This is a genomic window from Streptomyces sp. NPDC058665 (genome assembly GCF_042714995.1).
Classification (GTDB): Bacteria; Actinomycetota; Actinomycetes; order Streptomycetales; family Streptomycetaceae; genus Streptomyces.
In genome coordinates this window covers 155,431-182,016 of the sequence record NZ_JBHXRX010000006.1, presented here as the reverse complement: position 1 = coordinate 182,016, position 26,586 = coordinate 155,431, and the positions used below count along the sequence as shown (strand labels likewise).

Below are 26,586 nucleotides of genomic sequence, written 5' to 3'. Positions count from 1 at the left end.
ATCGGGCTCCTGCGGGTCCTGCCGGCCTGTGGCACGGGCGAGTTGGCGATTACGGCACCAGGAAGCCCGCGTCCAGGAGAAGCCTCTGCGCGTCGGGAGTGCTGAGCCAGGCGACGAACGCGGCTGCGGCTTCCGCGTGTTCGGACGTCTTGAGCGTGGCGGCCGGGTATTCGGCGATGGCGTTCTGCGCGTCGGGGATCTCGACCGCGTCCACCTTGTCCGTGGCGATGGCGGCATCCGTCTGGTAGACGATCCCGGCGTCGGCCTCGCCGAGTTCGACCTTGCTGAGGACCGCGCGGACGTTCGGCTCCTGCGAGACCGGCTTCACGTCGATCTTCTGCGCGTCCAGCACCTGTTCGCTGTACCGGCCGACCGGGACCTCGGGCGCCGCGAGGACGACCTTGAGCTTGGGGTCGGCGAGGTCCTTCAGGCTCCCGATCTTCTCCGGGTTGCCCTCCCCGGTGGCGATGACGAGACGGTTCTTGGCGATGACGGTCGGCGTCCCGGTGTCGGCCTTCAGACCGCCCATGGTCTTGGTGTCTGCGGTCACCAACGCGTCGGCGGGGGCGCCCTGTTCGACCTGCGCGGCGAGTTCCTGCGAGCCGGCGAAGGAGAACGTCACCTTCGTGCCGGGGTTCGCCTTCTCGTACGCGGCACCCGCCATCGCGAAGACATCGGTGAGCGAGGAGGCGGCGAGAACGGTCAGTTCGCCCGCTGTGGTGCCGGTCGCCGGGGTGCCGGTCGCCGACTCGGTGGGCTTGGCACCGGCGTCGCTGTCGTCACTGCCACTGCCACTGCCGCTGTCGCTGTCGCTGCACGCGGCCAGGGTGGCGAGCAGGGCCGCGGTGAGCGCGGCAGCGGCGGTACGGCGTATGGCGGCCGTTCTGAGGGTGAAGGACATGAGGGTTCAGGACTCCCTGGAAGGCTGAGCACGAAGACGGAAAGGGTCAGACGCGGTCGATGTGCACGCTGGTCGACTTCACGCGGGCGGTGGCCCGCATCCCGACCTCCAGTCCCAACTCCTCGACGGCCTCCCTGGTCAGGAGCGAGACGAGCCGGTGCGGCCCGGCCTGGATCTCCACCTGGGCGGCGACGTCGCCGAGTTTGACGGCGGTGACGATGCCGGGAAAGGCGTTACGCGCCGAGGTGTACGGCACCTCCTCGTCGCCGTTGCCGCCGCCCTGGCCGATCTCGACCGAGAACGCGGCCAGATCGCGGCCGTCGATGAGCCGCCGGCCGCCGTCGTCACGCTGGGTGGCGACCCGGCCGGCGTCAGCCCACCGTCGAGCGGTGTCGGCGCTGACGCCGAGGAGGCGCGCGGCCTGGCCGATTGTGTAGGACTGCATGCGCGGAAAGATAAGCCGCCTGCCTGGCATTTGCAACGTGTGAGCTGGATACCCATGGCAGATGCGGGTGCCGAGACCCCCCGGCGACCGCTCCGTCCTCAGGCCCCGGAGTCGCCGCCCTGAGGCCGCTGCCGGTTCTGCGACGAGGGGGCGAGAACGGTCTCCGAGAGAGCCTGGAGGCGCACCGCCACCGAGATACGGAAGTACGGATCCGGCTCCCGCCACTCACCGCCGAGCAACTGTGCGACCCTGTCCAGCCGTTGCAGCACCGTGTTGGTGTGCACGCCCATCATCCGCGCCGCGCGGGAAGGGCTCGCGTTGCAGTCGACGAACCGGTGGAGAGTGGCGAGCAGGTCCGTCCCTCGTTCGGCGTCCCAGCGCAGGACGGGGCCGATGGTGTGCTCGATGAACTGCCTCACGCTGGTGGGGTCGTGGGCGAACAGGGTGGTGTACGGCAGGTAGGCGTCGGCCGCGACCGCGGCGGCCTCAAGCCCGAGGGCGGCGAGCACCCGGCTGCAGTCCCGGGCCGCGGAGAAACGGGCGCTCAGTTCGTCGAGCGTCTCGGCGGGAGGCGCGGCCACCGCCAGCAGTTTGCCGATACCCGTTCCGGCGCAGATCCGGTCGTGTACGGCGGTCGCGGCACGCTGCGGGTCGCTGTCCGGTACGACGAGCGTGACGACGCCGTCCACCTCACCCGCGAGGCCGGACTGCCCGGCCGCCGTGTGCGCGGCCCGCAGCGCCGCACGGCGCTGTTCCGGGGCCACCACCGCGATGACGACGGTACGCAGGTCGTCCGGGCGCAGTCTGCGGGCGTGCAGCCGGGCGGGCAGGCTGGAGTGGCGCCTGAAGTCGGGGCTGACCAGGTCGCCGAGGAGTTCGCCGCGCACCCGGTCCTCGGCGTAGAGGACCGCGTCCTGTTTCAGGGTGAGCAGCGCGGTGATCTGCGCGGCGCGCTCGATGGTGCGCTGCTCCACCGCACCGAGCTCCACCCCGCCGTCGCCGATGAGCAGGCCGCCGAGCATCATCTCTCCGGCGAGCACGGCGACCGCGGCGTGGAACCCGCCTGCCGTCGGCTCCAGCAGGGTGCAGCGTCCGGAGGCCAGGCTGTCCGAGACCGCCGACCGGACGGGGGGCGGGTCGATCACCGAGTCCGTGCTCCGGTCGTCGGACGAGGCGATGACGCCGTAGGACTCGTCGAGGATGACCACCGGCCTCTCCAGCGCCGCTCCCAGGGTCCGCGCCACATCGGCGGCTCCGCCTCCGCGCAGCACCGCCGTGGTCAGTTCCTCGTGCACCCGGCTGGCGCGTTCCATCGCCTCGACGTGGGCGGCCAGCGCGTCGTACGCGTGCTGTGTCTCGGCGGCGGCGTCGCGGGTCCGGGTGAGCAGCCGGGCCGATTGCAGGACGACCGCGACGTTGTCGGCGAAGGCCGACAACAGCGCCACCTCCTCCGGGGAGAACTCGTGCTCGTCGCGGTTGGCGGCGAACAGCACCCCCAGAATCTCTTCGCCGGCGATCAGCGGGACGCCCAGGATGGAGACGAGGCCCTCGGCGCGGACCGCGTTGTCGATGCTCTCGACGTGCGGCACGTCGCGCAGCCGTTCGTAGCGCGAGGTCCACTGCGGGGCGCGGGACTCGACGATCTTGCCGGCCAGACCGATATGGGGCGGCACCCTCAGCTTCTGGAAGGAGGGGGCGACCGCTCCGGCGGTGGAACGGACCTTCAGCTCGCGGGTGGTCTCGTCGAACTCGGACAAGTAGGTGACGTCGGTTCCGGCGAGGTCGTGCGCGCGCCGTACCAGCCGGGTGATCAGCAGATCCACGTCGTGCAGTTCGGCGAGTTCCCGCGCGCTGGAGAACAGCGCGGACAGCTCCTGTCCGCGCCGGCGCAACCGGGCCATCCCGCCCTGGAGCTCGCGGACCCGCCGGCCCACCTGGGCGACCGTGGTGGTGTCGAGCCGCTCGGTGAGCAGCAGGTCGGTCACGGCGTCCCGCTCGTCCGGGCGGCCCTTCGCGGCGAGGTCGAGCAGGGCCAGGACAGCGGGCACGGAGACGTCGGCCTCCTGCGCCTGTCCGGTGTCCCGGGGCGCGTCCATCCCTCTTACTCTGTGTGAATCATCCACTAGATACCCCGCTCTATGTGCTCATCGTATATGTCCGCTGCCGGAGACGGTACCTAGAGTCGGAAGTGTGACAGCGGAGACATCCCGACGACATCCGCCCGTCACAGAACCGAAGACCGACTCTGATCCGCTCCCTGGCCGCCATGTCACTCGCCGGCCTCCCCCACGGACTCCTCACCGGAGGACACGCCATGATCATTGAACAGTCACCCCGCTCCCTCTTCGCCCGGCACGGCGACACCGTGCTCGGCAAGCGGTCCGCGGTGTGCTCCATGGTCGCGGAAACCCGTGCGGTTCCCGCTCTGCGAGCCTTCGCCCGTGACATGGCGACACAGTGGGGGGCACCCGAGGAGACGATCGACGCCCTGCGCGTGATCGCCACGGAGCTGGTGACCAATACCGTGCTGCACAGCGGAAGCCCCGAGGTGACCCTGCTGCTGACGGTCGACGATCACACGGCCACCGTCGAGGTCAAGGACACCGGCAGCTGGCGGATCGAGAGCGGTGCCACCGGGACATCCGAGGAGAGGCTGTGCGGCCGGGGACTCCATATGGTCCACGCCTACTCCACGGCCTGCCGGGTGGAGCGGACCGCGCGGGGCACGGCCGTGCGCGCCGAACTGCGGATGTCGCGGCCCCCTCCCGACAGCGTTCCCGCCCCATCCCCGGCGGCCACCGCCCGCCTACAGCCCGCTATGGCGGTCTAGGCCCCGCCGTCCCGTTCTTGCCCCATCCCGCCGAGGACGTGCCGCCACGTCCCGGCCTGTCGCTCGTCCGCCTCCCATGAGGCCCATCACTGGAAGCAGGAGGACCCATGGCAGTCAACAGTCGCCTGTCCGGAATGAAGGACTTGCCGATCGGCGAGCGCCGCGCCCGTATCGCGCGGAGCACCTCGGTCGAGCCGGAGCGGCTGGAGGTGCTCGATCCCGAGCAGGGCCTCACTCTTGAGCAGGCCGACCACATGATCGAGAACGCCATCGGTGTCTTCGGCGTCCCACTGGGCGTGGCGACCAACTTCACCGTCAACGGCCGCGACTATCTGATCCCCATGGCCACCGAGGAGCCGTCGGTGATCGCCGCGGCCAGCAACGCCGCCCGCATCGCCCGCGTCAACGGCGGTTTCACCACCTCGACCACGGAACCGCTCATGCGGGCCCAGATCCAGATCCTCGACGTCGCCGATCCGCACACCGCCCGGCTGCGGCTGTTCGAGGCCCGTGACGAGCTGATGGCGCTGGCCGACAAGCAGGACCCCCAGCTCAGCCGTATCGGCGGCGGCGTCCGGGATGTGGACGTACATCTGGTCGACGCTCCCGCCGCCACCTATGTGGTGCTGCACCTGATCGTGGACGTACGCGACGCGATGGGCGCCAACGCCGTGAACACCATGGCCGAGGCGGTCGCCGGACGGGCCGGCGAGATCGCCCAGGGCCGTGCGCTGCTGCGGATCCTCAGCAACAAGGCCGACCTGCGCCTGTGCCGGGCGCGTGCCGTGTTCGACGCGGAAGCGCTCGGCGGGCCCGAGGTGGTCGACGACATCGTGCACGCCGCCGCGCTGGCCGAGGCGGACCCCTACCGCGCCGCCACCCACAACAAGGGGATCATGAACGGCGTCGTCGCCGTGGTCCTGGCCACCGGCAACGACACCCGCGCCGTCGAGGCCGGATCCCACTCCCACGCCGTCGACCGGCACGGCAGGTACACAGCTCTGTCGCACTTCGAGAAGGACTCCGACGGCAACCTGACGGGTGTACTGGAGCTGCCGATGGCGGTCGGCCTCGTCGGCGGGGCCACCAAGGTGCACCCGGTCGCGCGGGCCGCCGTCGCCCTGCTCGGCGTCGAGACGGCCCGCGAGCTCGGTGAGGTCATCACCGCTGTCGGCCTGGCACAGAACCTCGCCGCCGTACGGGCCCTGGCCGCCGAGGGCATCCAGCGCGGCCACATGTCGCTGCACGCCCGCAATGTCGCCGTTACCGCCGGCGCCACCCCCGAGGAACTGCCTGTCGTGGTCGCCCGGCTGATCACCGACCGCGCCGTACGGGGAGACCACGCGGAGAAGATCCTCGCCGAGCTGCGCGACAAGGCCTGATTCCGCGCAGCCCGCACGTTCGACTGTCAAGGGAGACACTGAAACATGGCACTTCATGTGGGTATCGACGTCGGTGGCACGTTCACCGACGCGGTCGCGGTCCTCGACGGGCGCGCGGTCCGCGGGAAGGCCTTCTCGACCAAGGACGTCACCACCGGCATCCTGGGCGCGCTGGCCGTGCTCCAGGAGCGTGCGGGCCTGTCCGAGGAGGAGTTCTACCCGGCCGTGGACCGCTTCGTCCTCGGGAACACGATCGTCACCAACGCCGTGGACGAGCAGAAGTACGCCACGGTGGCCCTGCTCACGACCCAGGGGTTCCGCGACACTATGCGGATCGCCCGGTCCGCGCGGACCGACGAGCGCGACCCGCACAAGATGCTGTCGCCGCCCGACATCGTCGAGCGAGGGCGCGTCTTCGAGGTCGCCGAACGCGTCGACGCGCACGGTGAGATCCTCGTACCCCTGCGCGACGACGTGATCGCCGCCGCGGTGGAGGCCGCGCTCGCCACGGATGCCGAGGCCATCGCCGTCTGTCTGCTGTGGTCGTTCCGCAATCCCGCCCACGAGCAGGCCATCGGCGCATACCTGCGGGAGAACCACCCGGACGTACCGTTCACCCTCTCCAGCAGCCTGACACCGGTCTACCGGGAGTACGAGCGCATGGTCACCACGGCCCTCGACGCCGCGGTCAAGCCGCTCGTCGCCTCGCACTTCGACCATCTCGCCGAAGAACTGGGCGCCCGGGGCCTGCGTACCCGGGTGCAGATCATGCAGGTCCACGGCGGGTTCCTGTCGGTCGAGGAGACGAACAAGGCGCCGATCTCCATGTTCAACTCCGGCCCGGTCGGCGGTGTGACAGGGGCCCGGCTGCTCGGGAAGCAGCTGGGCAAACGCCGGGTGCTGACCGCCGACATGGGCGGCACCAGCCTGGACGCCGCCGCGATCATGGACGACGAGTTCCGGCTGCTCTCCCGGGCCGAGATCGGCGGACTGCCGACGAGTCTGACGGTCGTCGACATCGAGACGATCGGCGCCGGCGGCGGCAGCTCCGCCTGGGTGGACGGTCGCGGACTGCTCAGGGTCGGCCCGCACAGCGCGGGCTCCACCCCCGGGCCCGCCTGTTACGGCAAGGGCGGGACCACCCCGACGGTCACCGACGCCGCGCTCGTGCTCGGCCTCATCAACCCCGACTACTACCTCGGCGGCGCCGTCGAGCTGTACGGGGACCTGGCCCGCGAGGCGCTGCGCGAGCACGTCGGCGAGCCGCTCGGGCTGACCGAGGACGCCGCGGCCGAGGGCGTGTACCGCCTCGCCACCTCGCAGATGACCAACGCGCTGCGCAAGATCACCGTCAACCGCGGCCATGACCCGCGGGAGTTCACCCTCGTCGGTTTCGGCGGCGCCTGCGGCCTGTTCGCCGCGAGCATCGCCGCCGAGATCGGCGTGACCGAGATCGTCATCCCCCGCAACGCCGCGGTGTTCTCGGCCTACGGGCTCATGCACGCCGATTCCGTCTTCTCCGCCGTGCGGACCAGCCCCTGGACGATGCACCAGCCGGCCGCCGATCTCGACGGCGAGTTCCGTGCCCTGGAGCAGCGCGCGCAGGCGTGGTTCGAGGCCGAGGGCATCCCCGAGGACCGGCGCGAACTCCACCGCGAGGCCGACATGAAGTTCGTCGGCCAGATCTTCGAGGTCACCACGCGGCTCAAGGGCGGGACCTTCACCGAGGCCGACAAGGACGAACTGCGCGCGCGGTTCATCGCCGACTACCAGAGCGAGTTCGGCGCCGGCACCGCCTGGACCGAGACCGACATCCTGCTGGTCAACTCCAGGGTGCGGGCGATCGGCCGCAGTGACGTCCAAGAGGTCGGCCAGGTCCAGCAGGCCGTCGGTGACGACGAGAAGCACGTACTGCTGCGCCGCCGCATCGTCGAACCGGCGACGGGGACACGTACCGAGGTGGACGTGCACCGCGGCTTCGCCGCACTGGGCCGGGCGGAAGGACCGTGCCTGCTTGAGGAGCCCGACACCACCGTCTACGTCCCCACGGGCGCCACGGTGGAACTGACCGGTGCCGGGGACTTCCTCGTCCGGCTCGACTCGTCCGTCTGATCGCCACGGCTGCTTCCAGGAGACCCTCATGACCGTATCCGCAACCGGCCTCCCCGCCGGGTACGACCCCGTCACGCTCGAAGTCATCCGTATGCGCCTGGACTCCATCGTCGAGGAGATGGGCATCGCGATGATCCGTTCGTCCGGCTCTCCGGTGATCACCGAGGCCGGCGACTTCAACACCGCGCTCTTCGACCCGACCGGCCGTATCTACGCCTACTCCGACTACGTCCAGTTCCACATCGGCTCCGGCAGCGTCGCCGTCCAGAACCTGGTCAGGGAGATCGCGGGCGAGCCCCTCTCGCCCGGCGACGCCTTCATCTCCAACGACCCGCACACCGCCGGCGCGAGCCACCCGCCGGACACGAACGTGATCTCGCCGATCTTCCACGGCTCCGAGCTCATCGGCTGGGCGCAGTCCCAGGCCCATCTCCTCGACGTCGGCGGGATGACGCCGGGCGGCTTCGCCCCCGACGCCTTCGACTGTTACAGCGAGGCGCTCCGCCTCCCGCCGGGGGTGAAGATCTTCGACAAGGGCGAGCCCGTCGAGTGGGTGCGCCGCATCCTGCTCAACAACGTGCGGGTGCCCGCGCTGTTCTGGAACGACGTGCGCTCCCTGGTGGCCAGCAACAACACCGGGATCCAGCGGCTGCTCGCCACCGTCGGGGAGTTCGGGATCGACGAGTTCCGTGAGTACACCCGCCTCAGCTTCGAACTGGCGGAGCAGGTGGTCCGTGACCGCGTCGCGAAGATCCCCGACGGTACGTACACGGCCGAGGAGTGGACCGAGCACAACGGTCATGTCGACGAGCTGTACCGCGTCGCCTGCACCATGACCAAGCGGGGCGAGCAGGTCACCTTCGACTTCACCGGATCCAGCGAGCAGACCGACGGCTTCGTCAACTGCAGTTACGGGGCGCTCGTCGGGAGCGTCGCCACCGCGGTCGTCCCCATCCTCGCCTGGGACGTGCCGTTCAACGAGGGCGTCATGACCGCCTTCGAGGTCGTCGCCGAGCCCGGCTCCATCGTCAACCCGACACCTCCGGCGCCGATCAGCAACGGGCACCTGACGACCGGCGCCCGGGTCAGCCGGCTGGTCACCAAACTGATGAACGAAGCCTGCCGGGGCAGCGCCGACGACACCGTCCGGGGCCGCGCCCAGGGCGTGTGGGCCGACTCGTGGACCGGCGGAATCTCGGCCGGCACCTCGGACGACGGCGAGTACTTCGTGCTGTTCAACATGGACGGCGGAGGGATGGGGGCGGGCGCCCAGCCGGACGCCGACGGCCTCGACTGCGCCGGGATGATGACGCAGGTCAACAACATGCTCCCGGACGTCGAGATGAACGAGATGCTCTATCCCGTCCTCTACCTGTGGAAGCGGCTCAACATCGCCAGCGCCGGACACGGGGCCCACCGAGGCGGACTGGGGCTGGAGTTCGCCTGGACCCTGCGCGGCGCGTCATCGGTCACCCAGACCGTGTTCGCCCCCAGCGCCCAGGTGGTCGCCGACGGGTACGGCGGCGGGCTCCCCGGCGGGGGCAGCGGGCACCGGATCCTGCGCGGGACCAACATCGACGGTCTGCTCGCCACGGGCACGGTGCCCACCGACGACAGCCTGACCTCCGACGAGCAGGACCTGCTCGCCATCAACCAGTCCTCGGTGCCGGTCTCGGCCGGCGATGTCTTCGTCCAGTGGATCGCCGGGGGCGGCGGGTACGGAGATCCCCTCCTGCGTGACCCGCTGCTCGTCGCCAAGGACGTCCGGGACGGGTACGTCACCGACCACACGGCGTCCGCCGTCTACGGTGTGGTGCTCGCCGCCGGCGCCGTGGACACCCACGCGACCGAGCACACGCGCAAGGCGATGCGCGCCACCCGGATCGGCGGGGAACCTGCCGCGTCGGTCGCCGCCGACGCGCCCGCCGGTGCGTCCGCGCCCCGCCGTACCGCGGACGGCTGGTACTGCCCGGCCAGCGGCGCTCGCGTCAGCACGAAGGAGGACTGGCGGGAGGACGCCGTCGTCACCACGCGGGTCGCCGCCGATCGGCTGGGCGAGTTCGGCGTCCGGGTACGGCCCCGGGAGAGCGGGCAGCGTGTGCTCATCGACGAGTTCTACAGCCCGCGCTGCGGCACGCTGCTCGACGCACGTATCCGGGTCGAAGCCGCCGTGGCCGGCTGATGCCCCCGCGCCGGCCCATGCCCCAGCGGTACTCGAAGAAGGAGGTTGTCGCGTGATGGAGCTCAACGGTGGTGCCGGCCCCGACGGGGGTGGGACCGGCCTCGACGCCGTCCTGCCGGGCGGTCCCTCGCGGGGGGCGCTGCGCGGTGTCGTCGTCCTCGACATCACCCGGGTGGTCGCGGGGCCGTTCTGCTCGATGCTGCTCGCGGATCTCGGAGCGACGGTCATCAAGATCGAGAATCCGAAGGACCCGGACTACGCCCGCGCGTTCCCCCCGCTGCTGACGTCGCCGGAAGGCGAGGCGTTCAGCGCGTTCTTCGCGCAGTACAACCGGAACAAGCTCGGCATGACGCTGGACCTGTCCCAGCCCGAGGGCAAGGACCTGCTGCGCGAGCTGGCCACCCACGCGGACGTCCTGGTCGAGAACTTCCGCGGCGGCACCATGGACAAGCTGGGCGTCGGCTACCAGGAGCTGCGGAAGATCAACCCGCGGCTGATCTACACGGCGATCTCCGGCTACGGCCAGACCGGCCCGTACCGGCGCAGGCCCGCGTACGACAACAGCGCGCAGGCCACGGGCGGGCTGTGGGCGATGAACGGTTTCCCCGACCGCCCGCCGGTCCGGGTCGGCACCATCATCGGCGACCTGTCGGCCACGCTCTACGCCGTCATCGGCACGCTCGCCGCGCTGCGGCACGTCGAGCAGACCGGTGAGGGTCAGCTGGTCGACATCTCCCAGCAGGACTCGGTGCTCAGCCTGACCGAGAACGCGGTCGTCTCGCACACGGTCGAGGGCAAGGTGCCGACTCCGCTGGGCAACGAGCATCCGTTCGTCAAGCCCTACGAGCTCTACCCGTGCAAGGACGGCTTCGTCTTCTTCGGCGGCTACACCGACAAGTTCTGGCGGCTGACCTGCGAGATGTTCGGCGAGCCGGGGCTCGCGGCCGACCCGGAGATCGACACCATGGCCAAGCGGTTCACGCCCGAGGTCTACGAGCGCCGGGTGCGGCCCCTGCTGCACAGGTGGTTCGCCGACCGGACGAAGACCGAACTCGAAGAACTCGCCGGCGATCTCGTCCCGCTGAGCGCGATCAAGGACATCGGGGAGGTCATCGCGGATCCTCAGATCCAGGCCCGTGACATGGTCGTCGACGTCGAGTACCCCGACTTCGGCCGGCTCCGTATGGTCGGCTCGCCGGTCAAGCTGGACGTCACCCCGGCCGACCCCCGGGGACTCGCTCCCCAGGTCGGCCAGCACACCGACCAGTTGCTCAGGGCCTTCGCCGGCCTCTCCGACGAACGTATCCGCGCCCTGCGCGAGGCGGGAGTGGTCTGACATGGGCGGCGTCACGCTCGACCGCGACGGGCCTGTCGCGCTCATCCGGTTCGACCGGCCGGAGAAGCTGAACTCGCTGACCCTGGCGATGTACGAGGAGCTGGGGGCGGCCTTCGACGAGGTCCGCGACAACGATTCGATCGCCGTCGCGGTCCTCACCGGCAGCGGCGACCGGGCCTTCTGCGTCGGCGCCGATCTCACCGAGTCGATCCCCGCGCTCGCCGATGGGCGGTTCGACATCTCCCGGTGGGACAAGGCGCACCAGAAGCACACCACCTTGTTCAAGCCGGTGATCGCGGCGGTCAACGGGCTCTGTCTCGGTGGCGGGTTCGAGATCATGCTCTCCACGGACCTGCGGATCGCCGCCGACACCGCCGAGTTCGGGCTTCCCGAGAGCGGCGTCGGAGTCGTTCCTGCGGGCGGCACCCTGACCCGGCTGACCAGACAGATCCCCTATGTCTGGGCCATGGAGCTGATGCTGCTCGGCGACCGGATCCCCGCGGCCACCGCCCTGAGGTACGGCCTGCTCAACGCCGTGGTGCCCGCCGACCAGTTGCTCGACGCGGCGATGGACCGGGCGCACCGCCTCACCGCCCGCAGTGGCACCGCCCTGGAGACGATCAAGGAGTCGGTGCTCCGCCTCGGGGACCTTCCGCAGGATCAGGCGTTCCACTCCGAGGCGCTGTACGGGCAGCGGGCGTTCACCGCCCCGGACGCCCATGAGGGGCTGGCCGCGTTCGCCGAGCGCCGGCGGCCCGAGTTCCCCTCCCGCCGGAACACCGGCAAGCGCACCACGTAAGGGAGCCTTCGTTCCCCCGCCCTCCACCGACGGACGCGCCATGACAACGAAGAACACATCGTCCACGAACCCGCTGCCCCGCGTCGCACCCCAGCGAGGAATGCCCGAACGGGTCCGCGTCTACGAGGTGGGCCCCCGCGACGGCCTCCAGGCCGAATCCGTCCGCGTCCCCACGGCCGTCAAGACCGAGTTCGTCCGGCGGCTCGCCGACGCGGGGCTGACCACCATCGAGGCCACCAGCTTCGTCTCCCCCCGCTGGATACCGCAGCTCGACGACGCGCACGAGCTGCTCACGGCCGTGGGGACCCTCGACGGCGTCCGCCTCCCCGTGCTCGTTCCCAACGACCGCGGTCTGGACCGGGCGCTGGCCGCCGGTGCCCGGGAGATCGCCGTCTTCGCCAGTGCGACCGAGTCCTTCGCGAAGAACAACCTGGGGCGGGACGTGGAGGGGGTGCTGGCGATGTTCGAGCCCGTCGTGCGCCGGGCCCGTTCCGCGGACCTGCCGGTACGCGGCTACGTGTCGATGTGCTTCGGCGACCCCTGGGAGGGCGATGTGGACCCCCGCCGGGTCGTATCGGTCGCCCGGAGGCTGCTCGACATGGGCTGCACGTCCCTGTCACTGGGGGACACCATCGGTACAGGCACACCCGGCCATGTCCTCGAACTCCTGGACGCGGTAGGGGGTGCGGGCATCGCGTCGGAGCTGATCGCCCTCCACTTCCACGACACCTACGGGCAGGCGCTCGCCAATGTGCACGCCGCGCTCACCGCGGGCATCACCGAGTTCGACAGCTCCGCCGGCGGCATCGGCGGCTGCCCCTACGCCAAGAGCGCCACGGGCAACCTGGCCACGGAGGACCTGCTGTGGATGCTGCGGGGACTCGGCATCCCCACCGGAGTCGATCTGGCCGCCCTCGCCGACACCAGCCGCTGGATGGCCGGTCACCTCGGCCGCCCGAGCCCTTCCCGCGTCGTCACGGCCCTGACGTAGGCCGTGGCTGAGCCGGCTCGGCAGACTGGAGCGCATGGTGCGTCTTCACGTTCTCACGCCGAACGACTGGCCCCTCTGGCGCGACGCCCGTCTCGCCGCCCTGACCGAGGCGCCCCACGCCTTCAAGTCCCGCGTCGGGGACTGGCACCGGGGCGGGGAGGAGCGGTGGCGGGCGCGGCTGGAGACTCCCGGCGCCTACAACGTCCTCGCGTCGCTGGACGAGCGGACCGTCGGCATGGCGAGCGGTCTGCCCGGGGACGGCGGCGTGTGCGAGCTGAGGTCGGTGTGGGTCGGTCCCGAGGCGCGCGGTCTCGGTGTCTCCGACCAACTGATCGCGGCGGTCGAGACCTGGGCCCGGCGGTCGGGTGCGACCGCGCTGAAGCTCGCGGTGATTCCCGGCAACTCACCCGCCGTCTCGCTGTACGCGCGCCACGGCTTCGTTCTCGCCGAAGAGCGCGGTGACCTGCTGCCCGACGGCGTGACCAGGGAGCATGTGATGGTGAAGGCATTTCGCTGATCGAACGCACTGCCTAGGATCGCGGGATGAGCCAACACAACACGGGGGCCGACGGCCGGCAGGGCCTGCTTGCGGGGCGCGTCGCGATGATCACGGGTGCGTCGAGCGGCATAGGCGCGGCGGCGGGGCGGCTGTTCGCGGCCGAGGGGGCGCGGTCGTCCTGATGGCGCGTCGTACGGAGAAACTGAGCGCCCTGGCCGAGGAGATCACCGAGCGGGGCGGCCGGGCACTGGCCGTACCGGGCGATGTGGCCGTCTCCGACGATGTACGCCGCGTCGTCGAGGCGGCGGTGGCGCACTTCGGAGGGCTGGACTGCGCCTTCAACAACGCCGGTTACGCGACGCTCGAATCGTCCCTGCACGAGACGGCCGACGAGGTCTACGAACGCACCATGGACGTGAATGTCCGGGGCACCTGGAACTGCCTCAAGCACCAACTGCCGGTGATGCTCGACTCCGGCCGGGGCGGCTCCATCGTCAACACCAGCAGTACGGCGGGCCGTTACGCGACCGGGGCCCGCGCCGCGCGCCCCGGTTCCGGGGAGCGGGCGCGGCCCGGCTGTCCTGGCCGCTGGTCCACCCCCGCTCCTCCCTCATCTGCCGCAGGGCGAGTTCGGCGTCGACCGAGCCGTCCACGTACGCGGTGACCGTACGGAAGACGGCCATCGTCAGATCCGCGTCGAGACCGGGACCGGGACCGGGGCTATGCAGCGCCGCCAACCCCTCCTCGGGCACCACGAGTTGATTCGGGGTGGGGCCGTGCAGGGCGGCCTCCGCCGGACGGGGGAGACGGATGGGGCCGGCGGGGGATGTGGCCGGTCCGGGTGACCTTCGACGATGGATTCCCGTGGGTGCAAAGGGAATTCGGGTGGAAGGGGAGCTCCGGTGGAACGCTGGGATCGGGCCGGACGGAGAGCGGCGTACGGGGCTGCCCTGGCACTGGTGCCGTACGCGCTGATCAAGGTCTCGTGGGTGGTCGGCTCGCTCGCGGGGGTGCTCCCGGTGGGCGACGGGTTCGGGATGGCCGAGTGGGTGGTCCTCAACACCGTCACCATCGGCATGGCCGCCATCGGCATCGCGCTGGCGCTGGCCCTGGTGCGGCCGTGGGGCATGCGGATCCCGGGGCCGCCGGTCGTGATCTGCGCCTGGGTGGGCTCGGGCTTCCTCGTCTCGATCCTGCCGTTCGCGGTGTTCGGCGCGCTCCGGGGAAGCGCGGGCGGCTCGGGGGCCGGCGGCGATGACCCGGAGATGCCGGCCTGGGAAGGCACGCTGGTCCAACTCAGCTTTCTGGGCATGGGGTTGGGCCTGGCTCTCGCGGTCCCCGCGTATCTCCGCCGCCGCTGGCCCGACGCGTTCACCGGCCGCCTCGGCGACGCCCCGCGCACGGCCACGCCCTGGGCCGCCGCGCTCGGCGGGGCGGTCGGACTGGTCTGGCTCTACTGGGCGTTGGGCGGTACGGCGGGAATCGCGCACCCGGCCGAGCGGAACGCCGACTGGTACGTGCTGACCGCTCTCTCGGGTGGCTGGGCCCTCGCCGCAGCAGCCGTCACCACAACGCTCACCCACGCCCGCCCCGCCCGGCTCCCCCGCCGACCGGCCCTGATACTCGGCTGGATCGGCTCGGGCTCACTCTTCGCATGGAGCGCCTGGAAGGCGCCCGCCTCGCTCTACGTGGCCTGGGCGGACCCGCCGGACACCCTCCCGCCCGAACACCCCGCCGCAGCGGTGACGCTGCACCTCTGCGCGGTCCTGGCGGGAGCGGCGATGCTGCGGACACTCCTCCGTACCCGTGCCCGAGCGTTCGGTCACCGGCAGCCACCTCCTGGACCTGGCCATCGCGCTGCTCGGCGATCCTGAGGTGCCCGTCCTTTGGAACATGGCCCACCAGGACGATGCCGCCGGCGCACTCGACGATCACATCTGGACGGGCTTCACGACTCTGCCGCGCGGCCTTCAGCGGAACAACCGTCGTTGGCCGCCGGCGGCAGCAGCGCGTCCAGCACCGTGTGCACAGCCGCGCGAGGCGGCGCGCCCTTGCGGATCGCCGCCGTGATCGTACGGGTCACGGGGTTGGCCAGCTCGCGGGTGGCGACACGGTAGCGGCCGGCGTCGACAGCCAGCCCCGGCAGCAGTGCGACCGCGTGCCCGGCTTCGACAAGCTCCAGGGTCAGCATGTAGTTGCTGAACCGGCCCACCACCCGGGGCTCGAACCGCGCCTGCCGGCACAGCCGCAGCGCGAGATTGGCCATGTACGACTGGGGGATGTCGATGGCCCACGACTCTTCGGCGAAGGCGGCCAGGTCGGCAGGTCCGCGCCCGGCGGCCGGGTGCTCGGGCGGCAGCACCAGAAGGATGGGATCCGTCGTGAGCGGTACGAGGTCGAGGTCCGGGCCGAGCGGCAGTTCGCCGAAATCCGTGGTCGTGATCACGAGGTCCGCGTCGCCGACCCGCAGGGCCGGCACGCTCTCGTGCGGCTCCAACTCCAGTAGCTGGACGTCGAGATGGGGATACGCGCGGGCCAGGCGTGTCACCGCCGGTACGGCCATCGTGTGCACCGCGCTCTGGAACGCCCCGACCCGTACCAGGCCCGACGGCTCCTCCCCGAACCCGCGCAGTTCCTCCTCCACGCTGTCCATGTGGTCGAGGATCGCCCGCGCACGCCGCGCCAGAATCAACCCGGCCGAAGTCAACCGCACCCGGCGCCCAGTGCGTTCGAGCAGCTGCGTGCCGGTCTCGGTCTCAAGTACGGCGAGTTGCTGAGACACGCTCGACGGGCTCAGGTGGGCGGCCTGGGCCACCGCCCTGACCGTACCCAGCGAGTCCAGCGATGTCAGCAGCCGCAGCCTCCAGGGGTTCATCACCGCTTCATTGTTGTGCGGATTTCCCGAACAGCACAGCCGGAATTGTGTGATGGACGTGGCGCCCAACCCGTCCTAGCGTCACGGTCATGGCTGCTGAATTTCCTACGTCTGCCGTTCCCGCCCCCGAGGCCACGTTCTGGGCCGACGCGGACCGCCACCTCGTCCGCTACGGCGGAGACTTCACGAGCGAGATCATCGAGCGCGCCTCCGGAAGCTTCGTATACACCGCGTCCGGCCGGAAGATCCTCGACTTCACGTCCGGACAGATGAGCGCGATCCTCGGGCACTCCCACCCGGCGATCGTGGAGACCGTCCAGCGCCAAGTCGCCACCCTCGACCATCTCTACAGCGGAATGCTCAGCCGCCCGGTCGTCGAACTGGCCCGGCGCCTCGCCGAGACGCTGCCCGCGCCGCTGGAGAAGGCGATGCTCCTGACCACCGGCGCCGAGTCGAACGAGGCCGCCATCCGGATGGCCAAGCTGGTCACGGGCAAGCACGAGATCGTCTCGTTCGCCCGGTCCTGGCACGGCATGACGCAGGGCGCCGTCTCCGCCACCTACAGCGCGGGCCGCAAAGGCTACGGCCCGTCCGCCCCCGGCAACTTCGCCATCCCCGTGCCGAACGCCTACCGGCCCGACTTCACCACGGCCGACGGTGAGCTCGACTGGCGCCGCCAGCTGGACTTCGCCTTCGACCTCATCGATGCCCAGTCCACCGGAAGCCTCGCGGCATGCCTCGTGGAGCCGATCCTCAGCTCCGGCGGCGTCATCGAACCTCCGCCCGGCTACTTCGCCGCCCTCCGGCACAAGTGCCGCGAGCGCGGCATGCTCCTGATCCTCGACGAGGCCCAGACCGGCCTGTGCCGCACCGGCACCTGGTACGCCTTCGAACGCGACGGGGTCGTCCCCGACATCCTCACGCTCTCCAAGACCCTCGGCGCGGGGCTGCCCCTGGCGGCCGTCCTCACCAGTGCAGAGATCGAGCAGGAGGCCTACGACCGCGGCTTCCTCTTCTTCACCACGCATGTCTCCGACCCACTGGTGGCCGCGGTGGGCAACACCGTCCTCGACGTCCTGGCCAAGGACCGCCTGGCCGAGCGCGCCCGCGACCTCGGCTCGTTCCTGCGCACCGGCCTGGAGGACCTGGCCACCCGCCACGAGGTCATCGGCGACATCCGCGGCCGTGGCCTGCTCGCCGGCCTGGAACTCGTCGTCGACCGCGAGACCAGGCAGAGCTCGGACGAACTGGGCGCCCAGGTCACCCGCCGCTGCCTCGAACTCGGCCTGCACATGAACATCGTCCAGCTACCCGGCATGGGGGGCGTGTTCCGTATCGCGCCTCCGCTGACGGCGACCGAGGACGAACTGGCCCTCGGCCTCTCGATCCTGGACACGGCGATCGGCGAGGTGAGCGCGGCGGTGTGAATCTCCTCCACGTGAGTCACGTCTTACGAACGCTCAAGAAGTCTTGTCGGAGCAGGGGCAGCGGTAAGCGCGCGAAGCTTGTCCGCGTCGACATTGGCTCCGAAGGCGGGGGTTCCGGGCTCAAGCCGGACGCCCGCCGCGAGGTCGCCGATGGCGAGTGGGTCGAATCCAAGAGAGTCGATCAGCGCGGACACGACGGCAAGATCCTCGGGCGAGTCACCAGCGACCGCGATGGCCTTGCGTCCGAGGCCGCCGGCGGGACGAGCCTCGTCTTCGAGGTCGTGGTAGCCCATGTGATTGAGGGCTTTCACAACGCGCGTACCTGTCAGGAACCGCTGAACGACTTCGCTCGACGAGGTATCCGGCGGGAGGATCGCGTCGCGGGGACCGTCGACCTCCCACCAGTGGTTCATCGCGTCGATGATCAGCTTTCCCTCCAGCTTCGGCACTGGGAGGTCGCGGTGTTTGCCGAGCGGGAGAGCCAGGACCACCACGTCGGCGGCATCCGCGGCCTGGGCCGGCCACACGGCGGTGGCCCCGGGAGTGAGGGTTTCGATCGTAAGCGCGATCTTGGAGGGATCGCCGGACCCGGAGATCAGGACTCGATAGCCGGAGGCGACCGCCAGGCGCGCGAGGACGGTGCCGACTTTCCCCGCTCCCAGGATCCCGACAGTGGCGACAGGGTTGGTCATCGTGTCGCTCCCGCGGTGGCCGCGGGCCGCTCGGTCAGAAGCTCGCGGACCCGGGGAATGACTTGGGTGCCGTACAGCTCGACCGACCGCAGACGTGCGGAGGCCGAAACGGTGCCGGCGGTGCTGTAGATCATGTCGAACCGGCCCGCGTTCAGTACCCGGACAGCATGGGCGATCTTGGTCGCGACCTTCTCGACCGAGCCGACATACAGCGATCCGCGGTCCACCTCGGCGTCGAATTCTTCGCGTCGCAGCGGCGGCCAGCCGCGCTGCGCCCCGATCCGGTCGCGGATCTCCTTGTACCCGGGGTAGAAGAGCTCCTTGGCTTCTTCGTCGGTGGAGGCGACGAAGCCGGGCGAATGCGTTCCGACCGGCTGTGCGGTCGTGCCGAATTCGTCACTGGCACGCCGGTACAGATCCACGTAGGGAGCGAACCGGTCGGGGGTGCCGCCGATGATGGCGAGCATGAGCCGGAAGCCGTATTGAGCGGTGCGGATCACGGACTGCGGCGTCCCGCCAACCCCTACCCAGGTGTTGAGACGTCCCGAATCGGTCTTCGGGTACACGTCCGCATCGCGCAGGGCGGCGCGCGTGGTGCCTTCCCAGGTGACCGGCTTCTCGTCCAGGAGACGATGGAAGAGTTCGATCTTCTCCTCGAACAGCACCTCGTAGTCCTTCAGGTCGTACCCGAACAGGGGGAACGACTCGGTGAAGGAACCGCGACCGAGGATCACCTCGGCGCGGCCGTTCGAGAGCGCGTCGACCGTGGCGAACCGCTGGAACACGCGCACCGGGTCGTCCGAGGACAGCACGGTCACACCCGAGGCGAGCCGGATGCGCTTCGTGGCTGTCGCGATGCCCGCCAGTACTGTCTCAGGGCTGGAGATCGCGTACTCGGGCCGGTGGTGCTCCCCCAACGCGACAACGTCGATACCGATCTGGTCGGCAAGGACCGCCTCGGCCACCGCGGCGCGGATGGCCTGGGCGTGCGAGACGATCACGCCCGCGTCGTTTCGGGGCCGGTCTCCGAAGCTGTCGATACCGAACTCGATTTGCGAAACGTCCATCGTGTTCACTTCGTTCAACGCTCTCCGTCGATCTAGTTGATACGTGAACCATGACATCCTATGGTTGTTACGTCAACTAAAGTAAAGTGGATGCATCAACGACATTGGGGCTGTCGAGAGTCACGTGAGACACACGTGAGACAGGTGTGCAGCCCGAGGGGAGAAGTCCGGCGATGCGGAAGCTGAGCGTGGCCCAGCAGCTGGTCGACATTCTGCGCCAGGCAGGCGTGGAGCGGATCTACGGCGTGGTGGGTGACAGCCTGAACTCGGTGGTCGACGCGGTGCGCCGTACCGACGGCATCGAGTGGGTGCATGTACGGAACGAGGAGGCCGCCGCCTTCGCCGCGGCGGCGGAGGCACAGCTGACCGGCAGGCTCGCGGTGTGTGCCGGAAGCTGTGGCCCCGGAAACACGCATCTGATCCAGGGGTTGTACGACGCTCACCGCTCCGGTGCGCCCGTCCTGGCACTCGCCTCGCACATCCCGTCCCACCAGATCGGCACCGGCTTCTTCCAGGAGACCCACCCGGAGCGGCTGTTCACCGAGTGCAGCGACTACTGCGAGATGATCAGCACCCCCGAGCAGATGCCCCGGGTTCTGCGGATCGCCATGCAGCGGGCTCTTGGCAACAGCGCGGTGTCGGTCCTGGTGATACCGGGCGATGTCGCGCACGAGGAGGCGACTCGTCCGACGGGAAGCAGCGACCTGGTCACCGAGCGCGGCCGGGTCGTCGCGCCGGACACACAGGTTCGGGGGCTGGCCGAGAGGCTGAACGCGGCACGGAAGGTGATGCTGTTCTGCGGCGCGGGGGTACGGGACGCCCACGCCGAGGTCATGGCTCTGGCCGAGAAGGCCGCCGCCCCCATCGGGCACACCTTGCGGGGCAAGGAGTGGATCCAGTTCGACAACCCGTACGACGTGGGCATGAGCGGTCTGCTGGGCTACGGCGCCTGCTTCGACGCGATGCATGAGGCCGACCTGGTCGTCCTGCTCGGCACCGACTTCCCGTACAACGACTTTCTGCCGCAGGCACGGACCGTACAGATCGACCACGACGCGGGCCGCCTCGGCCGTCGCACGCTTCTGGAACTCGGGGTCCACGGCGATGTCCGGGAGACGCTGCGGGCTGTGCTGCCGCTGGTCGAGGCGAAGCGGGACCGTACCTATCTGGACCGGATGCTGCACAAGCATTCCAAGTCGCTGGAGACGGTGGTCTCCGCCTACACCCGCGACGTCGAGCGGCACACCCCGATCCACCCCGAGTACGCGGCCTCGGTTCTGGACGAACTCGCCGATGACGAAGCGGTGTTCACCGTGGACACCGGCATGTCCAACGTGTGGGCTGCGCGTTATCTGACACCCAATGGCCGGCGCCGGGTGATCGGTTCGTTCCTGCACGGCACGATGGCCAACGCGCTGCCGCACGCGATAGGCGCGCAGTTCGCTTACGCCGGCCGCCAGGTGATCTCGATGTCGGGTGACGGCGGACTGGGCATGCTCATGGGCGAGTTGCTCACCGTGAAGCTGCACAATCTGCCGGTGAAGACGATCGTCTTCAACAACTCCTCCCTGGGCATGGTGAAGTTGGAGATGCTGGTCGAGGGGCTGCCCGAGCACGAGACCGACCACGAGCCGGTGGACTACGCGGCGATCGCCCGCGGCGCGGGCATCGAGGCGATCCGCATCGAGCACCCCGGGGATGTCGTCGAGGGACTCAAGCGGGCGCTCGCCCACGACGGACCGTTCCTGGTCGACCTGGTGACCGACCCCAACGCGCTGTCGATCCCACCGCACATCTCGGCCGCCCAGGTGAAGGGATTCGCCTTCGCCGCGGGCCGGACAGTGCTCGACGGCGGCGTCGGCAAGATGCTCGACCTGGCCCGCGCCAACCTGCGGAACATACCCCGCCCCTGAGATGTCTACGGAAGGGAATCACCGTCCATGAGCGAGGAAACGCCGACTCCTGACCTCCATCAGGGTCCGATCCGGAGAATCGCTGATCTTCTGAGTGCCCATCATGAACGGGCGGAGCAGAAGCACCAGGAGGCGGACATAGCCGATGCGATCGCCGCCGCCACTTTTGACCTGGGGGCCGACATCGGACACCCAGCCGCTCTTCCGCACGAGCGCGTCGGCTTCGACGCTGAAAGTGATCTCGGCAGCGTCAAGCCATCGGAGTAGCGCGGACGGAAGAGCGGCGCCGTGGACCGGACGAGCGAGTGTTGGTCGTGTCTCGTTTGGCGGGTCAACCGCCGCTACTTGTCCTGAAGCGGCGGTACCGGGTGCTTGCTCATGATCGACACGCGATTGAACGCGTTGATGGTGACCGCCACCCAGATCGCCGCTGAGGTCTGGTCCTCGGAGAGAACCTCTCGGGCGGCCTCGTAGGCGGATGTCTGGGCCACGGCGTTCACCGGATCGGTTGTGGCCTCGGCCAGCGCCAGGGCGGCGCGCTCCGAGGCAGTGAACAGGCCGGTGTCCCGCCATGCGCTCAGGACTCCGAGTCTCTGCGGTGATTCACCGGCGCGCAGGGCCGCTCTGGTGTGCACGGCGAGGCAGTAGGCGCAGCCGTTGAGTTGCGATACGCGGAGGTTGATCAGCTCCACGGTGGTGCGGTCGAGCCCGGCCTCGGACGCCGTCGCCCGGACCGCCTCCGAGACCTGCGCCAGGGCGTGGAAGGCCTTGGGGCTCTGTTTGTCGATGAAGATCCTGCGGGGTGGGGAGGTCTGGCTAGGGATGCTCATGTCGGGCCTCGGAGTGACTTGTGTTCGTGCGGGTGCTTTGGCCATCCGCCCGCCTTCGTGGCATCCTAGTTGATGCGACAACCAAATCGTCCAGGAGGTGCCGGTGAGCAACACGGAAACCGAAGGCGACCGGCCGACCGGAGCTCCCCGGGTCGATGTCCTGTCGGCGCGTGAGGTCCCCCTCGGCGGTCCACGTGCGATGCGCGTGCGGCGGACACTGCCCCAGCGGAAGCGCACACTCATCGGCGCCTGGTGCTTCGCCGATCACTACGGCCCGCACCAGGTCGCCGCGTCGGGTGGCATGGACCTTCCCCCGCATCCACACACCGGACTGCAGACGGTGACCTGGCTGTTCAGCGGAGAGGTCGAGCACCGCGACACCCTCGGCACCCACTCCCTGGTCCGGCCCGGCGAGGTGAACCTCATGACCGGCGGACATGGCATCGCCCACTCGGAGGTCTCCACCCCGGACACCACCGTCATCCACGGCGTCCAGTTGTGGGTCGCGCTGCCCGAGGAACACCGCGACACCGCCCGGGACTTCCAGCACCACGTGCCCGAACTCGCGCAGGTCGACGGGGCCGACATCAGGGTCTTTCTGGGCTCGCTCGCCGACCGGACCTCCCCGGTCCGGACCTTCACGCCGCTGCTCGGCGCCGAGATCGTCATCGCACCGCACATGACGCTCACCCTCGCCGTGGACACGGCTTTCGAGCACGGCCTCCTGGTGGACAGCGGGGACATCCGCCTGATCGACACGGTGCTACGGCCTGCCGAACTCGGCTACGTCCCTCGCGGCGCGGACACCCTCACAGTGGTGAACGAGACCGACGCCCCGGCGCGGACCGTCCTCCTCGGAGGACCTCCCTTCGAGGAGGAGATCGTCATGTGGTGGAACTTCATCGGTCGCAGCCACGAGGACATCGTGAAAGCCCGCGAGGACTGGGAAGCGTCCTCCGACCGCTTCGGTGTCATCGAGGACTTTCCCGGTGGCCGCCTTCCCGCACCGGCCCTGCCGAACGCCGTCATCACACCGCGCCGGAACCCACCGACCCGCTGAACCGCTGACCCCTTTACGAACTCACGAAAGGCACTCCATGAGCGAGTCCTCCACCACCACGGTCGTCGAGCGTGTGGACGCCGAGCGCCGGTACGAGATCCTGGTCGACGGCCAGCGCGCCGGCCTGACCGCCTACCGTGATCTGGGCGCGCGGCGCGTCTTCTTCCACACGGAGATCGACGAGGCCTTCGCCGGCCAGGGCCTGGCCCCACAGCTGGTCCAGCAGGCACTCGCCGACGTACGCGCGTCCGGAATGCGGATCGTCCCGGTCTGCCCCTACGTCGCCAAGTTCCTCAAGCGGCACGACGAGTTCGCGGACATCACCGACCCGGTCACACCCGACATCCTGCGGTGGCTGGAGGCGCAGCTCGGCTGAGTGCGTAACCTCGCCACGGCGTCGACCGTATGCCGATCTTCGTGGCACTGCCCTCCCGGCTGGAACCGGTGTCAGCTCTGAACGCGTTGGTCGTAGTCCAGTTGGTGCGCCCGGATCTCGTCCGCGTTGTCGACCGTCCAGTCGTACAGCCGGCCGAACGGCTCCCGCAGGGATTCGCCGAGCGGGGTGAGGGAGTACTCGACCCCGACCGGCGAGGTCGGCAGCACGCGGCGTACGACCATCCCGTTCCGCTCCAGGCGGCGCAGGGTCTGGGTCAGGACCCGCTGGGTCACGCCCTCAAGACGGCGCTTGATCTCGTTGAACCGGGTGGGCTTGTCAAGTACTGCCATGACCATCATCGACCACTTGTCGGCGATCTGGTCGAGGATCGGGCGGCTGGGGCAGTCGGACCGGTAAACGGTGTCGGTGCCGCCGTCGGTGCCGCTCTCAGAGATGGCCATATCGGTATCCTCCGCGATCCTTACGATGCCGAAAGTGCGTTATTGACGCCGGTCGCCCACCATCGCATCGTAAGTATGCATCAGGAACCTAGATGCATACCGGGTACCGATCGGAGATCTCCATGGACCACCACGCCTACACCACCTTGCGGCTGAGCATCGAGGACGGCATCGCCCGCGTCACCCTCGACAACCCACCGGTCAACGTCCTGAACGTCGCCCTGATGACCGACCTCCGGCACTTGCTGACCGCGCTGAGGGACGACGACTCGGTTCGGGTGATCGTGTTCGAGAGCGCCGACCCGGAGTTCTTCATCGCCCACGTCGACATGTCGCTCATCGACACGCCGGACGCCTTCGACAAGTTCGCCGCCGACCTTCCGGACGGCGTCAACGTCTTCCAGGCACTGGGGGAGCTGCTCCGGCACCAACCCCAGGTGACCATCGTCAAGCTCGCCGGGACGGCGCGCGGAGGAGGGGCGGAGTTCGTCGCGGCCGCGGACATGACTTTCGCGGCGATCGGTCGCGCCGGGATCGGCCAGATCGAAGCTCTCATGGGCATCGTCCCCGGTGGAGGGGGTACGCAGTACCTCGCAAGCCGGGTCGGCCGCAATCGCGCCCTGGAGGCGGTGCTGGGCGCCGATCTGTACGACGCCGAAACCGCGGAGCGCTACGGCTGGGTCAACCGGGCCGTACCGGCTGACGAGCTCGACGACTTCGTCGACCGCCTCGCCCGCAACATCGCGGCCCTGCCCGAGGGCGTGATCGCGGCGGCCAAGCGTGCCATCGTCCCCGAGAACCTGGCCGAAGGGCTGGTACGGGAGCACGAGGCCTGGGCGGGCCAGTTCGTTCGCCCCGCGGCCGAGCGGTTGATCCGCGGCGGCCTGACCGCCGGAGCCCAGACCCACGACGGCGAGCGCGACCTGGAGGGCCTGCTCCGGGGACTGACCGGATAGGACCGGGACAGGTCCCCGCGTACTCGCTGGTGTCCTGGAGGTCGACGGAGGGGTGCCATCAGAGGACGGAGTCGTGGAAGAAGGTGGCAATTCAGTTGGACCCGCCTGGGCGGGGAGGAGCGGCTCGTCCGAAATGCTGATCCCCGCGGTCGCGGAAATCGTCCGATCGGCCATGGTGGCCGCGAACGGCGCCTCCTAGCCTTCTGACATGCCTTCTTCGTCCTTCCGTCCCCTTGAGCTGATATTGGCTTCCGGCACGCGCAAGCCCCCTGAGCGCCTCCTGCGACACGGCGCCGCACGCGTGGCCGTCGGTGTGCTGCTGTTCGCCGGTGTGGCCCTGGAAGGAGCCAACACGGGCTTCGTGCCCACCGCGCTAGCCACCACACTGTGCGGCGCTCTGGCCTGGGTCGCTCTGTGCGCCCCCCAGCGGCTCGTGCTGGTTCTCAGCGCGAGCGCCGTGCTGTGCTCCGCGACATTGAGCCTGGTGACCACACAGCTCTCCCACCGGCCGGAGAACACGTTCGGGGCCCTGGAGTTGATCGCCCTGCTTCTCCTGGTGGCACGGAGCCTGCGGCTGCCCAACCCCCTCGTGGCGACGGTGACCGCCTTCGCGGCCGCTGTCACGGCCGGACTGGCTCCGCTACGGCTCCCCCAGGGCGAATGGGACCAGCTCAAGATCATCGAACCCGCGATCATGCTGAGCCTCGCGCCCCTGGCCGCACTCGGTATCTACCTGCGGATGCTGGACCAGGCCCGGCACCGACAGCGGCAGGCGGCACTCAACGAACAGCGTCTGGAATACGCCCGGGAGCTGCACGATTTCGTCGCCCACCATGTGACCGCCATGGTCACGCAGATCAAGGCCATCCGCTACGTGACCGAAGCCGGACACGCACCCGACACCCATGAACTCGACGAACTCCTCAAGAACGTCGAGCTGGCCGGAACCCAGGCCCTCACCTCCATGCGGGAGTTGGTCACCGAACTGCGGGACCCCGGCACCGGGCCCACGGCCGCCGGTACCAACCTGTCCGGCCTCGGACGACTGACGGAGGCGTTCACACAGACCACCAGGATTCCCGCGCGTCTCTCCCTCGCCCCCGAGGTCGCCACGAGGCCCCTGGAACCGAAGGTCGCCACCACCGTCCATCACCTGCTCCAGGAGTCCCTGACCAACATCAGCCGCCACGCCACGGGCACGCAGCAGGTGGAGGTCGGCGTCCGCCTCGGGGAGGGCGACCCCGGCCGTTTGCTGGTGACGGTGGCCGATGACGGCGTCGGCGCGAAGCCCTCCGCAGGGGAAGGGAAGCCGGCCCCGGTAGCGGCTGCCGGCTACGGAATCGTCGGCCTCACCGAACGCGTCACCACCCTGGGCGGGACGATCACCGCAGGGCCACAGGACGGCCGCCGAGGCTGGCGTGTCACCGCGGAGATCCCGCTGCGATCATAGGA

Annotated in this window: 24 protein-coding genes and 1 pseudogene; 17 read left to right on the top strand and 8 right to left on the bottom strand. The window is 69.7% G+C overall.

What is annotated here, in order from left to right; all coding sequences use genetic code 11:
• Positions 1-49: 49 nt before the first annotated feature.
• The 3 genes from modA to ACFWV8_RS05915 all read right to left on the bottom strand — a co-directional run bounded on the left by modA (position 50) and on the right by ACFWV8_RS05915 (position 3,442).
• Positions 50-901 carry a molybdate ABC transporter substrate-binding protein gene (gene modA, locus ACFWV8_RS05925; RefSeq protein WP_384198346.1) on the bottom strand — a complete coding sequence of 284 codons (852 nt, stop codon included), beginning with the start codon at positions 899-901 and terminating at the stop codon, positions 50-52.
• 46 nt (positions 902-947) lie between these two features.
• A complete protein-coding gene (locus tag ACFWV8_RS05920) occupies positions 948-1,346 on the bottom strand; it encodes a molybdopterin-binding protein (RefSeq protein ID WP_384198344.1) in 399 nt (132 codons plus the stop codon).
• A 98-nt stretch (positions 1,347-1,444) separates the two neighbouring features.
• On the bottom strand, positions 1,445-3,442 hold the full coding sequence (locus tag ACFWV8_RS05915; RefSeq protein WP_384198343.1) for a helix-turn-helix domain-containing protein: 1,998 nt from the start codon (positions 3,440-3,442) through the stop codon (positions 1,445-1,447).
• A 218-nt stretch (positions 3,443-3,660) separates the two neighbouring features.
• Here ACFWV8_RS05915 and ACFWV8_RS05910 point away from each other — a divergent pair, with 218 nt between their 5' ends.
• The 10 genes and pseudogenes from ACFWV8_RS05910 to ACFWV8_RS05865 all read left to right on the top strand — a co-directional run bounded on the left by ACFWV8_RS05910 (position 3,661) and on the right by ACFWV8_RS05865 (position 15,351).
• A complete protein-coding gene (locus ACFWV8_RS05910; RefSeq protein WP_384198341.1) occupies positions 3,661-4,176 on the top strand; it encodes an ATP-binding protein in 516 nt (171 codons plus the stop codon).
• A gap of 107 nt (positions 4,177-4,283) precedes the next feature.
• On the top strand, positions 4,284-5,558 hold the full coding sequence (locus ACFWV8_RS05905) for a hydroxymethylglutaryl-CoA reductase, degradative (RefSeq protein WP_384198339.1): 1,275 nt from the start codon (positions 4,284-4,286) through the stop codon (positions 5,556-5,558).
• 45 nt (positions 5,559-5,603) lie between these two features.
• A complete protein-coding gene (locus ACFWV8_RS05900; RefSeq protein WP_384198338.1) occupies positions 5,604-7,670 on the top strand; it encodes a hydantoinase/oxoprolinase family protein in 2,067 nt (688 codons plus the stop codon).
• Positions 7,671-7,698: 28 nt separating this feature from the next.
• Positions 7,699-9,852 carry a hydantoinase B/oxoprolinase family protein gene (locus tag ACFWV8_RS05895; protein WP_384198337.1) on the top strand — a complete coding sequence of 718 codons (2,154 nt, stop codon included), beginning with the start codon at positions 7,699-7,701 and terminating at the stop codon, positions 9,850-9,852.
• 55 nt (positions 9,853-9,907) lie between these two features.
• The gene (locus tag ACFWV8_RS05890; RefSeq protein WP_384198335.1) at positions 9,908-11,188 is read left to right on the top strand and encodes a CaiB/BaiF CoA transferase family protein; all 1,281 of its coding nucleotides are present in this window, start codon (positions 9,908-9,910) and stop codon (positions 11,186-11,188) included.
• Position 11,189: 1 nt separating this feature from the next.
• Positions 11,190-11,987, top strand: coding sequence for an enoyl-CoA hydratase/isomerase family protein (locus ACFWV8_RS05885; RefSeq protein WP_384198333.1), 798 nt, complete (start codon positions 11,190-11,192; stop codon positions 11,985-11,987).
• A gap of 40 nt (positions 11,988-12,027) precedes the next feature.
• Complete coding sequence (locus tag ACFWV8_RS05880; protein ID WP_384198332.1) at positions 12,028-12,978, top strand: hydroxymethylglutaryl-CoA lyase; 951 nt, start codon at positions 12,028-12,030, stop codon at positions 12,976-12,978.
• Between the two features lie 34 nt (positions 12,979-13,012).
• Positions 13,013-13,495, top strand: coding sequence for a GNAT family N-acetyltransferase (locus ACFWV8_RS05875; protein WP_384198330.1), 483 nt, complete (start codon positions 13,013-13,015; stop codon positions 13,493-13,495).
• An 86-nt stretch (positions 13,496-13,581) separates the two neighbouring features.
• A pseudogene (locus ACFWV8_RS05870) lies at positions 13,582-14,018 on the top strand (SDR family NAD(P)-dependent oxidoreductase); the annotation flags it as partial.
• Positions 14,019-14,379: 361 nt separating this feature from the next.
• Entirely contained in the window at positions 14,380-15,351 is a 972-nt protein-coding gene (locus ACFWV8_RS05865) for a hypothetical protein (RefSeq protein WP_384198328.1), read from the top strand.
• A 74-nt stretch (positions 15,352-15,425) separates the two neighbouring features.
• On the opposite strand, the gene ACFWV8_RS05860 is transcribed toward ACFWV8_RS05865, so the two are convergent.
• A complete protein-coding gene (locus ACFWV8_RS05860) occupies positions 15,426-16,352 on the bottom strand; it encodes a LysR substrate-binding domain-containing protein (RefSeq protein WP_384198327.1) in 927 nt (308 codons plus the stop codon).
• An 89-nt stretch (positions 16,353-16,441) separates the two neighbouring features.
• On the opposite strand from ACFWV8_RS05860, the gene ACFWV8_RS05855 reads away from it, so the two are divergent.
• Positions 16,442-17,779: an aspartate aminotransferase family protein gene (locus ACFWV8_RS05855; protein ID WP_384198325.1), complete on the top strand. Its 1,338-nt coding sequence runs from the start codon at positions 16,442-16,444 to the stop codon at positions 17,777-17,779.
• A gap of 23 nt (positions 17,780-17,802) precedes the next feature.
• On the opposite strand, the gene ACFWV8_RS05850 is transcribed toward ACFWV8_RS05855, so the two are convergent.
• Together ACFWV8_RS05850 and ACFWV8_RS05845 are read right to left on the bottom strand one after the other, a co-directional pair.
• Positions 17,803-18,471, bottom strand: a complete 669-nt coding sequence (locus ACFWV8_RS05850) for an NADPH-dependent F420 reductase (RefSeq protein WP_384198323.1) — start codon at positions 18,469-18,471, stop codon at positions 17,803-17,805.
• Positions 18,468-19,538: an LLM class flavin-dependent oxidoreductase gene (locus ACFWV8_RS05845; RefSeq protein WP_384198321.1), complete on the bottom strand. Its 1,071-nt coding sequence runs from the start codon at positions 19,536-19,538 to the stop codon at positions 18,468-18,470. The genes ACFWV8_RS05850 and ACFWV8_RS05845 overlap by 4 nt, the downstream gene beginning before the upstream one ends.
• A gap of 173 nt (positions 19,539-19,711) precedes the next feature.
• Between ACFWV8_RS05845 and ACFWV8_RS05840 the strand changes: the two genes are divergently transcribed.
• Both ACFWV8_RS05840 and ACFWV8_RS05835 read left to right on the top strand, forming a co-directional pair.
• The gene (locus ACFWV8_RS05840; protein ID WP_384198320.1) at positions 19,712-21,451 is read left to right on the top strand and encodes a pyruvate dehydrogenase; all 1,740 of its coding nucleotides are present in this window, start codon (positions 19,712-19,714) and stop codon (positions 21,449-21,451) included.
• A 27-nt stretch (positions 21,452-21,478) separates the two neighbouring features.
• Positions 21,479-21,718 (top strand): hypothetical protein, encoded by a 240-nt coding sequence (locus ACFWV8_RS05835; RefSeq protein WP_384198318.1) that lies wholly within the window; start codon positions 21,479-21,481, stop codon positions 21,716-21,718.
• 74 nt (positions 21,719-21,792) lie between these two features.
• Here the strand turns inward: ACFWV8_RS05835 and ACFWV8_RS05830 are convergent, their stop codons facing one another.
• Positions 21,793-22,281, bottom strand: coding sequence for a carboxymuconolactone decarboxylase family protein (locus tag ACFWV8_RS05830; RefSeq protein WP_384198316.1), 489 nt, complete (start codon positions 22,279-22,281; stop codon positions 21,793-21,795).
• Between the two features lie 103 nt (positions 22,282-22,384).
• On the opposite strand from ACFWV8_RS05830, the gene ACFWV8_RS05825 reads away from it, so the two are divergent.
• Together ACFWV8_RS05825 and ACFWV8_RS05820 are read left to right on the top strand one after the other, a co-directional pair.
• A complete protein-coding gene (locus tag ACFWV8_RS05825; protein WP_384198315.1) occupies positions 22,385-23,341 on the top strand; it encodes a pirin family protein in 957 nt (318 codons plus the stop codon).
• Between the two features lie 37 nt (positions 23,342-23,378).
• Positions 23,379-23,717 carry a GNAT family N-acetyltransferase gene (locus ACFWV8_RS05820; RefSeq protein ID WP_384198313.1) on the top strand — a complete coding sequence of 113 codons (339 nt, stop codon included), beginning with the start codon at positions 23,379-23,381 and terminating at the stop codon, positions 23,715-23,717.
• Positions 23,718-23,788: 71 nt separating this feature from the next.
• Here ACFWV8_RS05820 and ACFWV8_RS05815 read toward each other — a convergent pair whose 3' ends face one another.
• Positions 23,789-24,178 (bottom strand): winged helix-turn-helix transcriptional regulator, encoded by a 390-nt coding sequence (locus ACFWV8_RS05815; RefSeq protein ID WP_384198312.1) that lies wholly within the window; start codon positions 24,176-24,178, stop codon positions 23,789-23,791.
• Positions 24,179-24,300: 122 nt separating this feature from the next.
• Between ACFWV8_RS05815 and ACFWV8_RS05810 the strand changes: the two genes are divergently transcribed.
• Together ACFWV8_RS05810 and ACFWV8_RS05805 are read left to right on the top strand one after the other, a co-directional pair.
• On the top strand, positions 24,301-25,134 hold the full coding sequence (locus ACFWV8_RS05810; RefSeq protein WP_384198385.1) for an enoyl-CoA hydratase/isomerase family protein: 834 nt from the start codon (positions 24,301-24,303) through the stop codon (positions 25,132-25,134).
• A 208-nt stretch (positions 25,135-25,342) separates the two neighbouring features.
• A complete protein-coding gene (locus ACFWV8_RS05805) occupies positions 25,343-26,584 on the top strand; it encodes a sensor histidine kinase (protein ID WP_384198311.1) in 1,242 nt (413 codons plus the stop codon).
• Positions 26,585-26,586 lie beyond the last annotated feature (2 nt).

Excerpts from the sequence above, each read along its gene's own strand:
- modA (WP_384198346.1), bottom strand. The coding sequence starts at position 901 with ATGTCCTTCACCCTCAGAACGGCCGCCATACGCCGTACCGCCGCTGCC.
- ACFWV8_RS05920 (WP_384198344.1), bottom strand. The coding sequence starts at position 1,346 with ATGCAGTCCTACACAATCGGCCAGGCCGCGCGCCTCCTCGGCGTCAGC.
- ACFWV8_RS05915 (WP_384198343.1), bottom strand. The coding sequence starts at position 3,442 with ATGGACGCGCCCCGGGACACCGGACAGGCGCAGGAGGCCGACGTCTCC.
- ACFWV8_RS05910 (WP_384198341.1), top strand. The coding sequence starts at position 3,661 with ATGATCATTGAACAGTCACCCCGCTCCCTCTTCGCCCGGCACGGCGAC.
- ACFWV8_RS05905 (WP_384198339.1), top strand. The coding sequence starts at position 4,284 with ATGGCAGTCAACAGTCGCCTGTCCGGAATGAAGGACTTGCCGATCGGC.
- ACFWV8_RS05900 (WP_384198338.1), top strand. The coding sequence starts at position 5,604 with ATGGCACTTCATGTGGGTATCGACGTCGGTGGCACGTTCACCGACGCG.
- ACFWV8_RS05895 (WP_384198337.1), top strand. The coding sequence starts at position 7,699 with ATGACCGTATCCGCAACCGGCCTCCCCGCCGGGTACGACCCCGTCACG.
- ACFWV8_RS05890 (WP_384198335.1), top strand. The coding sequence starts at position 9,908 with ATGGAGCTCAACGGTGGTGCCGGCCCCGACGGGGGTGGGACCGGCCTC.
- ACFWV8_RS05885 (WP_384198333.1), top strand. The coding sequence starts at position 11,190 with ATGGGCGGCGTCACGCTCGACCGCGACGGGCCTGTCGCGCTCATCCGG.
- ACFWV8_RS05880 (WP_384198332.1), top strand. The coding sequence starts at position 12,028 with ATGACAACGAAGAACACATCGTCCACGAACCCGCTGCCCCGCGTCGCA.
- ACFWV8_RS05875 (WP_384198330.1), top strand. The coding sequence starts at position 13,013 with ATGGTGCGTCTTCACGTTCTCACGCCGAACGACTGGCCCCTCTGGCGC.
- ACFWV8_RS05860 (WP_384198327.1), bottom strand. The coding sequence starts at position 16,352 with ATGAACCCCTGGAGGCTGCGGCTGCTGACATCGCTGGACTCGCTGGGT.
- ACFWV8_RS05855 (WP_384198325.1), top strand. The coding sequence starts at position 16,442 with ATGGCTGCTGAATTTCCTACGTCTGCCGTTCCCGCCCCCGAGGCCACG.
- ACFWV8_RS05850 (WP_384198323.1), bottom strand. The coding sequence starts at position 18,471 with ATGACCAACCCTGTCGCCACTGTCGGGATCCTGGGAGCGGGGAAAGTC.
- ACFWV8_RS05845 (WP_384198321.1), bottom strand. The coding sequence starts at position 19,538 with ATGGACGTTTCGCAAATCGAGTTCGGTATCGACAGCTTCGGAGACCGG.
- ACFWV8_RS05840 (WP_384198320.1), top strand. The coding sequence starts at position 19,712 with ATGCGGAAGCTGAGCGTGGCCCAGCAGCTGGTCGACATTCTGCGCCAG.
- ACFWV8_RS05835 (WP_384198318.1), top strand. The coding sequence starts at position 21,479 with ATGAGCGAGGAAACGCCGACTCCTGACCTCCATCAGGGTCCGATCCGG.
- ACFWV8_RS05830 (WP_384198316.1), bottom strand. The coding sequence starts at position 22,281 with ATGAGCATCCCTAGCCAGACCTCCCCACCCCGCAGGATCTTCATCGAC.
- ACFWV8_RS05820 (WP_384198313.1), top strand. The coding sequence starts at position 23,379 with ATGAGCGAGTCCTCCACCACCACGGTCGTCGAGCGTGTGGACGCCGAG.
- ACFWV8_RS05815 (WP_384198312.1), bottom strand. The coding sequence starts at position 24,178 with ATGGCCATCTCTGAGAGCGGCACCGACGGCGGCACCGACACCGTTTAC.
- ACFWV8_RS05810 (WP_384198385.1), top strand. The coding sequence starts at position 24,301 with ATGGACCACCACGCCTACACCACCTTGCGGCTGAGCATCGAGGACGGC.
- ACFWV8_RS05805 (WP_384198311.1), top strand. The coding sequence starts at position 25,343 with ATGCCTTCTTCGTCCTTCCGTCCCCTTGAGCTGATATTGGCTTCCGGC.